Annotated in this window: 11 protein-coding genes and 3 tRNA genes; 3 read left to right on the plus strand and 11 right to left on the minus strand. The window is 59.5% G+C overall.

Features of this window, described 5'->3' with window-relative positions:
• Window position 1: 1 nt before the first annotated feature.
• From ETQ85_RS09680 to rnr, 3 genes are read right to left on the minus strand one after another with little or no spacing between them, the layout of a single operon-like run.
• The gene (locus ETQ85_RS09680) at window positions 2–682 is read right to left on the minus strand and encodes a HugZ family pyridoxamine 5'-phosphate oxidase (RefSeq protein WP_148578850.1); all 681 of its coding nucleotides are present in this window, start codon (window positions 680–682) and stop codon (window positions 2–4) included.
• Window positions 683–1,435, minus strand: a complete 753-nt coding sequence (gene rlmB / locus ETQ85_RS09685; RefSeq protein WP_148578851.1) for a 23S rRNA (guanosine(2251)-2'-O)-methyltransferase RlmB — start codon at window positions 1,433–1,435, stop codon at window positions 683–685. It lies immediately after the preceding gene.
• Window positions 1,428–3,755 carry a ribonuclease R gene (gene rnr / locus ETQ85_RS09690; RefSeq protein ID WP_288037716.1) on the minus strand — a complete coding sequence of 776 codons (2,328 nt, stop codon included), beginning with the start codon at window positions 3,753–3,755 and terminating at the stop codon, window positions 1,428–1,430. Before rnr ends, rlmB begins: the two co-directional genes overlap by 8 nt.
• 180 nt (window positions 3,756–3,935) lie before the next feature.
• Here rnr and ETQ85_RS09695 point away from each other — a divergent pair.
• The 3 genes from ETQ85_RS09695 (at window position 3,936) to ETQ85_RS09705 (ending at window position 4,450) form a co-directional block, all read left to right on the plus strand.
• A tRNA-Leu gene (locus ETQ85_RS09695) sits at window positions 3,936–4,020 on the plus strand.
• A gap of 132 nt (window positions 4,021–4,152) precedes the next feature.
• Window positions 4,153–4,237, plus strand: a tRNA-Leu gene (locus tag ETQ85_RS09700).
• A gap of 128 nt (window positions 4,238–4,365) precedes the next feature.
• Window positions 4,366–4,450 (plus strand) — tRNA-Leu (locus ETQ85_RS09705).
• A 148-nt stretch (window positions 4,451–4,598) separates the two neighbouring features.
• Here the strand turns inward: ETQ85_RS09705 and ETQ85_RS09710 are convergent.
• The 8 genes from ETQ85_RS09710 to der all read right to left on the minus strand — a co-directional run bounded on the left by ETQ85_RS09710 (window position 4,599) and on the right by der (window position 12,376).
• On the minus strand, window positions 4,599–5,909 hold the full coding sequence (locus ETQ85_RS09710) for an adenylosuccinate synthase (RefSeq protein WP_148578852.1): 1,311 nt from the start codon (window positions 5,907–5,909) through the stop codon (window positions 4,599–4,601).
• A 4-nt stretch (window positions 5,910–5,913) separates the two neighbouring features.
• Complete coding sequence (locus ETQ85_RS09715; RefSeq protein WP_148579017.1) at window positions 5,914–7,068, minus strand: ATP phosphoribosyltransferase regulatory subunit; 1,155 nt, start codon at window positions 7,066–7,068, stop codon at window positions 5,914–5,916.
• A 15-nt stretch (window positions 7,069–7,083) separates the two neighbouring features.
• Window positions 7,084–7,269 (minus strand): DUF2065 domain-containing protein, encoded by a 186-nt coding sequence (locus ETQ85_RS09720; RefSeq protein WP_148578853.1) that lies wholly within the window; start codon window positions 7,267–7,269, stop codon window positions 7,084–7,086.
• Entirely contained in the window at window positions 7,269–8,186 is a 918-nt protein-coding gene (gene hflC, locus ETQ85_RS09725; protein WP_148578854.1) for a protease modulator HflC, read from the minus strand. Before hflC ends, ETQ85_RS09720 begins: the two co-directional genes overlap by 1 nt.
• Complete coding sequence (hflK, locus tag ETQ85_RS09730; protein WP_148578855.1) at window positions 8,186–9,460, minus strand: FtsH protease activity modulator HflK; 1,275 nt, start codon at window positions 9,458–9,460, stop codon at window positions 8,186–8,188. The genes hflC and hflK overlap by 1 nt, the downstream gene beginning before the upstream one ends.
• A gap of 59 nt (window positions 9,461–9,519) precedes the next feature.
• A complete protein-coding gene (gene hflX, locus ETQ85_RS09735) occupies window positions 9,520–10,653 on the minus strand; it encodes a GTPase HflX (protein ID WP_148578856.1) in 1,134 nt (377 codons plus the stop codon).
• Window positions 10,654–10,704: 51 nt separating this feature from the next.
• Entirely contained in the window at window positions 10,705–10,947 is a 243-nt protein-coding gene (hfq, locus tag ETQ85_RS09740) for an RNA chaperone Hfq (RefSeq protein WP_148578857.1), read from the minus strand.
• A gap of 100 nt (window positions 10,948–11,047) precedes the next feature.
• Window positions 11,048–12,376, minus strand: a complete 1,329-nt coding sequence (gene der / locus ETQ85_RS09745; RefSeq protein ID WP_148578858.1) for a ribosome biogenesis GTPase Der — start codon at window positions 12,374–12,376, stop codon at window positions 11,048–11,050.
• Window positions 12,377–12,386: the final 10 nt, after the last annotated feature.

Consider the following 12,386-nt stretch of genomic DNA (forward strand, 5'->3'; position numbering starts at 1 on the left):
TCTAGCCCAGGTTTGGGTTGCCGGACGTGGGGGTGAAATCCCCCATGTGCCCAAGCAGAGCTTCAGCGGCTTCGCCAAGCGCAGCAAGGGTCGGGTTGACGGGATGCAGGTCGAAACGGCGAAAGACGCCGCATATCCGCACATCCAGACCCTCGAAATCCACACCCAGCACTGACACACCGACCGGGGCCTGGCGTGCCAAATCGACCACCAGTGCCGCCTCGGCGGTACTGTCGAGGGTTTGTGCAGGAACCGATGCATCAGCCCAGCCCATTCGGGCAAACCCTCCGATATAGCGCACCCTTTCCGGCTCCATCCGGAAAAAACGAAAGTCGCCCAGCGCCAGGTAGTCCGCGGACTCCGGGCTGTAGCGCAGGTAACGGCCGAGGGCGGCCTCATCCAGCACCACCGGTGTTACCAGTCCGATCAGCGTGACTCTGGCCTGCTGAAGCAAGCCTCCCTCCCCGTCTGCCACCAGAAGGCTGGCACGGGCATCTGCAAGAATGTTTCGGGTATGTTCAGCCAGGCCGCTCAACAGAAACACTGGCCGGCACGCCTCGTCAGCGACATACGGAAGAAGCGTGACAAAAGGATAGCCCGGTGCGGCAACGGAGTGGGTCCCGAGAGCCCCACTCCGGCTTCGCCTGAGCAGCTTGCGCGCCTCGGCGTAGTCGACTCTCACTCAGGCTTGCACAGTGCGCTGACGGCGCGCCTCAAAAAGGCACAGGCCGCTGGCAACCGAAACGTTGAGGCTTTCCACACTGCCGTACATCGGAATGCGGACCAGTTCATCACAGGTTTCACGGGTCAGGCGGCGCAGGCCGTCACCCTCTGCACCGAGAACCCAGGCGATGGAGCCTTTCTGGTCGACGGTGTACAGCGACTTTTCTGCTTCGCCGGCAGCGCCGAGAATCCATACGCCCGCCTCCTGCATTTCCCGCAGGGCACGGGCCAGATTCGTCACGGTGACGTAAGGAACCGTATCCGCAGCGCCGCTGGCCACCTTGATGGCCGTCGCATTGAGGCCGACAGCCTTGTCTTTCGGGGCAATGACCGCGTGCGCACCCGCCGCATCGGCAACCCGCAGGCAGGCGCCCAGATTGTGGGGATCCTGGATGCCGTCGAGCACCAGAAGCAGAGCGGGCTCGGTCAGACCGTCCAGCACGTCAGGCAGCTTCAATTCCTTGCGACGGCCGTCAATCCGGGCCACCACACCCTGGTGCCGACGGGTACCGACCATCTTGTCGAGGCGTTCGCCCTCGGACGGAATGATGCGCATACCCAGCTGTTCGGCATGACGGAGGAGATCACGGGCACGGGCGTCGTTACGCTGGGCGTCAGTGAAGATCTCGAAGATACCCTCGGGATCATGGCGAAGCTTGGCAAGTACGGCATGAAAACCGTAGATGAGGCGGGAACTGGCGGAATCAGACACTGGCTTTTGCTTTCTTCTTTACGCCGCCAACCGCGCTTTTGCGGGGCTTGGCGGTCTTTGCCTTGGATGGTTTGGAGACTTTTGCCTTACTGGACTTGGGCTTTGCGGCCTTGGGTTTTTCGGCGCGAACGGGGACCACGGCCTCACCGGCATTGACGACCCGGCGACGGGATGCTGCAGCCGGCTTCGTAGCGACGGGCGAAGGACTAACGGCAGCACCGGCAACCTTGTCGCGGGCGGTCTTGCCAACCCTTTCAGTTGCCCGTTGCGGCCCCTGGATCAAACGGAAGTCGATCTTGCTGGCTTCCATATTCACCCGAACAAGCTGCACACGGATACGGTCAGACAGGCGATAACGCTCTCCTGTGCGCTCACCGACCAGCGTGTGATGGGCGTCGTCGAAGTGGAAGTAATCGGTCCCCAGATCCGAGATGTGCACGAGCCCTTCGACAAAAACATCGTCCAGCGCAACAAAGAGGCCGAAAGGTACCACCGACGAAACGCTTCCGTCGAACTCCTCGCCAATGCGATCGCGCATGTAGAAGCACTTGAGCCAGTTTTCCACATCCCGGTCAGCCTCATCGGCACGACGCTCGGTCATCGAGCAATGCACGCCGATGGCACTCCAGTCACCGGCATCCTGCGCCGGCTGGTAGTGCTGTCCGGTCAGCACGGCCTTGATGGCGCGATGCACGAGGAGGTCCGGGTAACGACGAATCGGCGAAGTAAAGTGAGTGTAAGCCTCGTAAGCCAGACCAAAGTGGCCAAGGTTGTCCGGGCTGTAAACCGCCTGACGCAACGAGCGCAACATCACGGTCTGGAGCAACTGGAGATCCGGCCGACCCTTGAGGGCTTCGAGCAACTTGGCGTAATCGGCCGCCTTCGGCTCGTCACCGCCGGGCAACTGGAGTCCGAACTCGCCAAGGAACTCGCGCAGCTTGGCAAGCTTCTCGGGTGTCGGACCTTCATGAACGCGATACAGAGCCGGTTGTTCATGCGCCTGCAGAAACTCCGAGGCACACACGTTGGCAGCCAGCATGCACTCCTCGATGAGCCGATGAGCATCATTGCGACTCTCCGGGATGATCTTCTCGATCTTCCCGTTGTCGTCGAAAACCATCCGGGTTTCCTGGGTTTCAAAATCGATCGCGCCACGCTTGGCCCGGGCCTTCAGGAGCACTCGGAAGAGCTTGTCCAGATTCTGCAGGTGGGGCAGCAGTTCGCCGATGATTTCCAGCGCGCCCGGCTCCTTGTCGTACAGCGCCGCCGCCACCTGGTTGTAGGTGAGGCGCGCCTTCGAGAACATCACAGCCGGGTAGAAGCGGTATTGCTTGATCACGCCGGTCTGGGACAAGGACATGTCACAAACCATGCAAAGACGTTCGACCTGGGGATTGAGGGAACACAAGCCATTGGAGATCTTCTCCGGCAGCATCGGAATCACCCGCCGGGGGAAATACACCGAATTGCCCCGATCATAGGACTCGCTATCCAGCGCCGAACCAACGGACACGTAATGGGAGACATCCGCGATCGCCACCACCAGGCGGAAGCCACGCCCCTCGCGCTCGCAGAACACCGCATCGTCGAAATCCCTGGCGGTCTCGCCGTCGATGGTGACCAATGGGAGCGCGGTAATGTCTTCCCTGCCCTTCCAGTCCATCTTGCGAACCTTGTCCGGCAAGCGCCGCGCCTGCTCCTTGGCCGCCTTTGAAAACTCGAAGGGCAGTTCGTGCTTGCGCAACGCGATCTCGATCTCCATTCCCGGATCAGCGTAATTGCCGAGAACTTCAACGACCTTGCCGATAGGCTGAGCGTAGCGCGTCGGTTGCTCAACAAGCTCCACGACCACCACCTGGCCAGCTACAGCCTTTGACTTGGCACCGGGCGCAAGCAGGATCTCCTGGGAGATGCGACGGTTCTCCGGCACTACCAGTGTGACGCCGTTTTCGACCAGCACCCGACCGACAATGCGCGTATTGGCCCGCTCAAGCACTTCAACCAGCTTGCCTTCCGGACGGCCGCGACGATCCAGGCCAGCCACACGCACCATGACCCGGTCGCCGTGCAGCACTTCGCGCATCTCGTTGGGGCCGAGGAAAATGTCCGCCCCTTCGTCGTCCGACACGACGAAGCCATAGCCATCCGGGTGACCCTGGACGGTGCCGCGGACAAGATCCGCCTTTGAGGGAAGCAAGTAGGCGTTGCGCCGATTGCGCATCACCTGACCATCCCGCTCCATCGCAAACATGCGACGTTCGAAAAATTCGCGCTCGACTTCCTGGATGTCCATCGCAACGACCAGTTCAGCGAACGGCATCGGCACACCCAGCTCGGCGAGTGTCTGGATGATGAATTCGCGACTCGGGAGCGGGAAGTCGTACTTTTGACATTCGCGCTCGAAGAAGGGGTCGCTGCGGCGCAGCTTGCTTAATTTTTGGGTATTTTTTGATTTTGATATTGACACGGATATTTTCTACTCTATAATTTTTAGCTCGTTGCCCAGATGGCGAAATTGGTAGACGCGCTAGTTTCAGGTACTAGTGCCGCGAGGCGTGGAGGTTCGAGTCCTCTTCTGGGCACCAAGCATTTCGGGAAAGCCGGTCTTTTTGACCGGCTTTTTCTTTGTCTGATTCGCTTTCAGAAATCTTTCCACAGCAGCCTGATCGTTTAAGTTTTGCGTTGGCATCAATTTGTTCTATAATAGCGCCTTCGTTGCCCAGATGGCGAAATTGGTAGACGCGCTAGTTTCAGGTACTAGTGCCGCGAGGCGTGGAGGTTCGAGTCCTCTTCTGGGCACCAAGCATTTCGGGAAAGCCGGTCTTTTAGACCGGCTTTTTCTTTGTCTGTTCCAGCTGGAGCAGTTATTAAAAATAGCTTCACGAATCTCTTGCATTACTTAAAAATCAGTCTATAATTCGGTCTTCGTTGCCCAGATGGCGAAATTGGTAGACGCGCTAGTTTCAGGTACTAGTGCCGCGAGGCGTGGAGGTTCGAGTCCTCTTCTGGGCACCAAGCATTTCAGGAAAGGCCAGTCATTTGACTGGCCTTTTTCTCGTTCACTCGAACAGACCTATTCCATCCAAAAAAACAGCCCGGGCAGTGACAACAACCCGAAGGTATTGTCACTGCCCGGGCTGGGCAGTGCTGGTTCAGAAAGCGATCAGGCGCCGAACGGGTGACGCTTCAGAATCGTTTCGTCGCGTTCCGGACCCGTCGAGATGACGTCGATGGAAATCTCGCAGATTTCCTCGATCCGGTGCAGGTAGGCACGCGCCTCCGGCGGCAACGCGTCCCAGGTGCAGGCCCCAAACGTGGTGCCACTCCAGCCGGGCATCGTTTCCAGAATCGGCTCGCAACGCACCACTTCTTCAGCGCCCATCGGCAACAGGTCGATCCGCTTGCCATCGAGCATATAGCCGGTGCACAGCTTCAGTTCCGTCAGACCATCAAGAACGTCCAGCTTGGTAATACACAAGCCCGAAACACCGTTGATGATGATGGAGCGCTTCAGCGCCGCCAGGTCAAGCCAGCCACAACGACGCTTGCGGCCGGTAACCGTACCGAATTCGCGACCGACCGTGGACATCTGATAACCCGGCGTACCCTCGGTTTCAAAGTCCAGCTCGGTGGGGAACGGGCCGCCACCGACGCGGGTACAGTAGGCCTTGGTGATGCCCAGCACGTAATGTAGACGACCGGGACCAACACCTGAACCGGCTGCCGCCTGCCCTGCCACACAGTTGCTGGAAGTCACGAACGGGTAGGTCCCGTGATCGATGTCGAGCAGCGTGCCCTGGGCACCTTCGAACAGCAGGTTGCCGCCGGCCTTGTTGATCGCATACAGATCAGCCGACACGTCGGTGACCATCGGGCGAATCTCTTCGACGTCCGCCATGGCCTGGTCGAAAACGGCCTGAAATTCCACCGGCTCGGCGCCGAGGTAATTGGTCAGAACGAAGTTGTGGTAATCCAGAACCTCGGCAAGCTTCTCGGCGAAACGCTTCGGATCAAACAGGTCGTAGACGCGCAGAGCGCGACGGGACACCTTGTCCTCGTAAGTCGGGCCAATGCCCTTGCCGGTCGTACCGATCTTTTCACCGGCACTCTTCTTGGCCTCGCGGGCACGATCAAGCGCAGAGTGATAACCCAGAATGAGCGGGCAGCCCGGGCTGATTTTCAGGCGGTCACGAACCTTGATGCCGCCGGCCTCGAGCCCGCGGACCTCCGCCAACAGGTGATGAACGTCGAGCACGACGCCATTGCCGATGAAGCACTGCACTCCCTCCCGGACAATGCCGGAAGGAACCAGGTTCAGCTTGTATTCGGTGGTGCCGACGACCAGCGTATGTCCGGCATTGTGACCGCCCTGAAAGCGGACCACGCCCTGCGCCTGATCGGTCAGCCAGTCAACGATCTTGCCCTTGCCTTCATCACCCCACTGGGTACCAACAACTACTACGTTCTTAGCCATATATTCACTCTCCCTGAAGCGGTTCAACCTGCCAGGCGCCGCCCCGCAGAACAAGATGCCGATCACAACCGGCCTCACGCCACGTGCCTTCATGGCCGGGCAATTCAATCGTTACATTTTCACCTTCTGCACGCAGGCGGGCTACTGCTTCCTTGAAACCAGGCTCCGCCGTCGGAGAAGCCAGAACTCCCCCCACAAGCACCGCATCGGCAACCTGGGCAGCCAGCTCTCGCAAATCGAGGCTGAAACCCGTTGCCGGACGGCCACGACCAAAAGCCCGACCTACGCTGTCGTAACGACCACCGAGTGCCAGCGCCACCGGTGAACGACCGCCGTAAGCGGCGAACACGACGCCGCTGTGATAGTGATAGCCACGCAGATCGGCCAGATCAAAGCTGATCGGCAAATCGGCCAGCTCTGCGGCGAGCTGCTCAAGCTCGCCCAGCGCAGTCATGATCTCGACATCATTCGGCAGGATCTCCCTTGCCTTGGTCAGCACGTCGGCACCGCCATACAGCGTCGGCAAGGCAAGCAGAGCCCTGGAAACTTCGTCGGAAACATCACGGAGAAGCTCGCGCAATCCCGGCAAATCCTTGGCCTGCAGGCAATCGAAAAGCGCCTCCTCGCGTTCCGGGAGGAGGCCTGCCTTGCTGGCCAGGGCCTTGAAAAGACCAACGTGCCCGAGATCAATCCGCGACGTGCCGACGCCCGCCGTCTGCAGGGACTCTGCCAGCAGCCGAATGACTTCCGCGTCGGCTTCGAGCCCGGCATGACCGTAGATTTCGGCCCCCAGTTGCAGCGGCTCGCGGGTGGCTGTCAGCGAGGACGGCACCGCGTGAGCGACACTGCCGCAATAACACAGGCGGGCAACGCCCTTCCGGTTGAGCAGATGGGCATCGATACGTGCAACCTGCGGCGTGATGTCAGCACGTACGCCCATCGTGCGGCCGGAGAGCTGGTCGACGAGCTTCAGCGTTTTCAGTTGAAGATCCTGACCGGCACCGGTCAGCAGGGACTCCAGGTACTCAAGAAGCGGCGGTGCGACCAACTGGTAGCCATTCACACGGAAGGCATCAAGCAGACGACGGCGCAGGTCTTCGAGCTTTGCCGCCTCGGCGGGCAAAGCATCCTGGATATATTCGGGTAGAACCCAACGCAACATGGGCAAAGTGCCTCAGGAAAAAACAATCAGAATAACGAGGCCGAGAACCATCGAGCCGAGACCCACAAAGCGGATCTGTCCATCCGCCATGCGAATCAGCCGGGTAAATGTCTCACGCCATGTGGCCGGCGCAATAAAGGGAATCAGGCCTTCGAGCACCAGCATCAGTGCGAAAGCCAGAATGAGGGTTCGCCCCATTACTTCCCGCTCTTGCCGCCCTTGGCGGACTCGGACGCAGCCGCAGAACGACCGCCTGCCCCCTTGAGATACTTGAAGAAGTCGGAGTTCGGATCAACAACCATCACGTCAGACTTGTTCTTGAAGCTGTTCCGGTAAGCATCGAGGCTACGGTAGAAAGCATAGAACTCGGGGCTCTGGTTGAAAGCCTGGGCGTAGATCGCCGACGCCTTGGCATCACCATCGCCCTTGACCACCTGGGCATCGCGATAGGCTTCGGCGATGATCACTTCCCGCTGCCTGTCGGCGTCGGCCTTGATCTTCTCCGCCTCCGCACCACCCTGGGAACGCAGTTCGTTGGCGACACGCTTGCGTTCAGCTTCCATCCGGCGATAGACGGACTCGGAAACCTCGGCCGGAAGATCGACCCGCTTGAGACGGACATCCACAATTTGCACGCCGATCTTGCGCGAATCCAGGTCGGCCTTCAGGCGCATTTCGTCCATGATCTTGTCGCGCTCGCCGGACACTACGTCATGCACGGTGCGCTTGCCGAACTCCTCACGCAAACCGGCATTTACGGTTTGCTCAAGGCGGGTCCGGGCGCGCGCCTCATCACCGCCTACGGAGATGTAATAAAGCTTCGGGTCGACAATGCGCCACTTCACGAAAAGATCGACGAGAACGTTCTTCTTTTCGGATGTGATGAAGCGCTCAGGCTCGGAAGTATCGAGGGTCAGGATGCGGCTGTCGAAATAACGCACATTTTGAATGAGCGGAATCTTGAAATGCAGGCCAGGCTCGCTGATCTGACCCTTGACCTCACCCAGCTGAAAGACGAGCGCGTGCTGGCGCTGATCCACCGTGAAGAGCGACATGGAGAGGATCGCCAGGACAAACAGACCCAGCCCGAAAATGAATGGCAAACGTTCGCGCATTAGCGTTCTCCCCGCTCACGGCTACGTGTCGACTCGCGAGTACGGGACTCACCGGAAAGCGCGTCGACCCTGGGCGGCGAAATGTTGTTTTCAGTCGTGGCCGGAGCAGAAGCTGGCCTGGCCATCTGCGGCAAATCAGCCACTGGCGCAGCAGACGGCACAGCCGTCGACTGGATGATCTTGTCCAGCGGGAGATAAAGGAGGTTTCCGCTGCCACGAGCGTCCAGCATCACCTTCGTGGTATTCGAGAAAACCTGCTGCATCGTGTCGATATACATGCGCTGACGCGTCACCTCGGGTGCCTTCGCATACTCCGTGTAGACCTGCTTGAAGCGGGATGCATCACCTTCAGCCTGGGCAACTACACGACTCTTGTAAGCATCGGCTTCTTCGAACAATCGGGATGCCGCACCGCGGGCACGGGGAATCACGTCATTGGCGTAGGCTTGGCCTTCGTTCTTCTGGCGCTCCCGATCCTGACCTGCCTTCACGGCGTCGTCAAAGGCGGCCTGCACCTGCTCGGGCGGCTGGGCGTTCTGCATGGTGACCTTGCTGACCTGGATACCTGTCGCATAGCGATCAAGGATCTCCTGGGTGAGCTTCTGGGCGTTGGCAGCAACCTGCTCACGCCCCTCGTAGAGCACAAAGTCCATCTTGCTCTTGCCGACAACCTCGCGCACAGCCGTTTCTGCAGCCTGGATCACCGAATCATCGGCATTCCGGTTGTTGAAAAGGTATTGCTGGGGATCCTTCAGGATGTACTGGACAGCAAACTGGATGTTCACGATGTTTTCGTCGTCGGTGAGCATCAGCGCTTCCTTGAGCACCTTGTTGCGCTCTGAGCCACGGTAGCCAATTTCGACCGTGCGAACACCGGTCAGGTTGACCAGTTCGTGGCTCTGGACCGGGTATGGCAGACGCCAGCGCAAGCCCGGCTCGGTAGCTTCGAGAAAACGGCCAAACTGAAGAACGATTCCCCGCTGGCTGGCATCCACGATGTAGAAGCCGCTGGCCAGCCAGATGACCGCTGCGAAGGCGGCAATCAGCCCTATCCCGCCGCCCACCTGCCGGAAATTGAATTCAGGAATCCGGTTGCCACCGTCTCCGCCACCCGAACCACCGCCATTGCGCCCGGGATCGCGCCCGAACATGCCGGAAAGCCGCCGATTGAAATCGCGCCAAAGTTCTTCAAGGTCGGGGGGGCCTTGATTGCCATCACCACCGCGCTTGTCGTCGCCGCCGCGATTGCCCCATTTGGGATCATTGAGAGACATGAGGATGCCTGAGATCACAGTGAAAAATCCGTTCCGGGAAGTATGGCAACCAGGATTCATCAATTCGAATCCGATGTTGCCGAGCTAGCAGTCAGCGCTGCCTTGTGGGCCAGAGCAACGTCGGTAAGCACCTTGCGCAACAGGCCTACTCCGTCCCCTGTTCTGGCGCTGAGCAAAACGCGCGTGATATTACCATAAGCGTCCTGCTGGACTTCCGGGCTTGCCAGCGTGGCGTCGACCTTGTTCCATACCTGAATCTGGGGAAGCATACCGGCTCCGATTTCTTCAAGTACGCCATTGACCGCAGCGATCTGTCCTTCCCTGTCTTCGCTCGATGCATCCACTACATGGAGCAGGAGATCGGCAGAGATGGTCTCCTCCAGCGTCGCATGAAATGCGGCGACGAGTGAGTGAGGCAAGTCCCGAATGAATCCGACCGTGTCGGACAGGACGACGTTCCCCGCCTCCCCAAGAAAAAGGCGGCGGGACGTTGTATCGAGCGTGGCAAACAACTGGTCGGCTGCATACGCGCCGGCCTTGGTCAGGGCATTAAAGAGCGTTGACTTGCCCGCGTTGGTATAACCAACAAGGGAAATGGAAAGCACGTCACGCCGCTCCCGGGCCCGCCGGCGCACCGCACGCTGACGTTCCAGTTGCGCCAGGCGCCCCTTGAGAAGCTTGACCCGCTCGCCAAGCAGGCGGCGGTCGGTTTCCAGCTGCTTTTCACCCGGACCGCGCAGACCAATGCCACCTTTCTGGCGCTCCAGGTGCGTCCAGCCGCGAACCAGGCGGGTGGACAAATGCTGCAATTGCGCGAGCTCTACCTGCAACTTGCCTTCATGGCTCTTCGCCCGGAGGGCAAAGATGTCGAGGATCAGCGCAGAACGGTCAACAACGCGGCAATCCAGCTTGCGCTCCAGATTGCGCTGTTGAGCGGCGGTGATATCGTGATTGAAAATCACGATATCGGCTTCGTTCAGCTGGGCGGCAGTGCCGACCTCCTCCGCCTTTCCCTTACCGACAAAAAAAGCGGAATCGGGTGCCTGACGGCGGCCCTGGACAATGCCCACGACCGTCGCGCCGGCACTGCTGGCCAGCAAGCCCACCTCAGCCAGGCGTTCGTCAATGCCGCCCTGGCCGAAATCAACCTGAACCAGAATGGCGCGGGTCCCGGCAGCAGGTCTGTCAAACACGATAAAACCCGAAGTCGAAATGGCCGAAAACCGGCCGGATGAGAGAGAAACTCAGCTGGCAACCTCGTTTTGTTCCTGCTGGATATTGACCGGACGGGCCGGAACAACCGTGGAAATGGCGTGCTTGTACACCATCTGCGTGACCGTATTCTTCAACAGCACGACGTACTGGTCGAAGGACTCGACTTGTCCCTGCAACTTGATCCCGTTCACAAGATAGATGGAAACCGGAACGTGCTCGCGCCGAAGCGCATTGAGGAATGGATCTTGAAGGAGTTGCCCCTTGTTGCTCATGGTAGAACCTCTATGGTTTTAGTTTGGAATAATTATAGAGCCATTTGCTGCACTGCCGCATGGAAGGCAGCAAGCCGCCCGTTGGTGTGGAAGCGGTTCTTTAATCCCTGTTGGCGTAGGGATTCGTGGAAGACTTGAATTGTATCCGTAATGGCGTGCCCTGCAATTTGAACGCCTCCTGGAAGGTGCGCTCCAGGAAGCGGACATAGGATGCAGGAACGTGATCAAGGGCGCTGCCGTGAATCACGATGATCGGCGGATTCATGCCGCCCTGGTGGGCGTAGCGCATCTTAGGGCGGAAACCACCGTGACGCGGAGGCTGCTGACGAGCAATTGCATCAAGCAAAAGCCGCGTCAGCTTCGGCGTGGCGAGCTTGGTCATGGCTGCCTCGTAGGCGCCATCCACGGCCTTGAGCATGGCGGCGATCCCCTGCCCCTTCAGTGCCGAAACGTACAGGAAACGAGCGAAGGCAAGGAAGGGCAGCTTGCGGTCGATGTCCTCCTTGATGCGCTGACGACGGTAATCGTCGACGCTATCCCACTTGTTCACCGCTACCACAAGGGCTCGGCCGGCCTCGACCACGAAGCCCGCGATATGGGCATCCTGATCGGAAATCTCCTGGCTGGCATCAAGAACCAGGACCACCACGTTAGCTTGCTCGACGGCCTGCAGGGTCTTGATAACCGAAAATTTCTCGACAGCCTCGAAGACCTTGCCGCGCTTGCGCAGACCGGCAGTGTCGATCAGCGTGTAATGTCGTCCATTGCGCTCGAACGGCACCTCGATTGCATCCCGTGTCGTGCCGGGCATGTCGAAAGCGATGACCCGCTCTTCGCCGATCAACGTATTGACCATGGTGGACTTGCCCACGTTGGGGCGTCCGACGATCGCCACGCGAGGGCCTTTTTCGGCAACTTCTTCGCCTTCCGGATCTTCCGGAAAGGACTCGAGAATCAGCTCCATCAGGGACGTGACGTTGTCACCGTGGGCCGACGAAATGCACAAAGGTTCACCGAGGCCAAGCTCATGGAACTCGGCCGAGATCATCGACCGGTTCATGCCTTCGGCCTTATTGACGACCAGGAATGTCGGCCGACCGGCACGGCGCAGGCGCGTGGCGATTTGCTCATCGTGGGGAGTCAGGCCACTGCGGGCATCCACCATGAAGAGGAGCGCGTCGGCTTCGGCGATCGCCTGCTCGGCCTGCTTGGCCATCTCATGAACGATGCCGTCCTTGGCGACCGGGTCAAAACCGGCGGTATCGACGACGAGGAATTCCCGCTCAAGCGCCCGGCCAAGACCATAGCGACGATCCCGGGTCAGACCGGGGAAGTCGGCGACGAGCGCATCGCGGGTTTTGGTGAGGCGGTTGAAAAGGGTAGATTTGCCCACATTGGGGCGTCCAACCAGGACGAGGGTGGGTTTCACGCTTTGGCGA

Origin of the sequence: Zoogloea oleivorans, from assembly GCF_008107625.1 — a bacterium.
GTDB classification, from domain to species: Bacteria; Pseudomonadota; Gammaproteobacteria; order Burkholderiales; family Rhodocyclaceae; genus Zoogloea; species Zoogloea oleivorans.

Excerpts from the sequence above, each read along its gene's own strand:
- hflK (WP_148578855.1), bottom strand. The coding sequence starts at position 9,460 with ATGTCTCTCAATGATCCCAAATGGGGCAATCGCGGCGGCGACGACAAG.
- rnr (WP_288037716.1), bottom strand. The coding sequence starts at position 3,755 with ATGCCGTTCGCTGAACTGGTCGTTGCGATGGACATCCAGGAAGTCGAG.
- ETQ85_RS09720 (WP_148578853.1), bottom strand. The coding sequence starts at position 7,269 with ATGGGGCGAACCCTCATTCTGGCTTTCGCACTGATGCTGGTGCTCGAA.
- ETQ85_RS09710 (WP_148578852.1), bottom strand. The coding sequence starts at position 5,909 with ATGGCTAAGAACGTAGTAGTTGTTGGTACCCAGTGGGGTGATGAAGGC.
- hflC (WP_148578854.1), bottom strand. The coding sequence starts at position 8,186 with ATGCGCGAACGTTTGCCATTCATTTTCGGGCTGGGTCTGTTTGTCCTG.
- hfq (WP_148578857.1), bottom strand. The coding sequence starts at position 10,947 with ATGAGCAACAAGGGGCAACTCCTTCAAGATCCATTCCTCAATGCGCTT.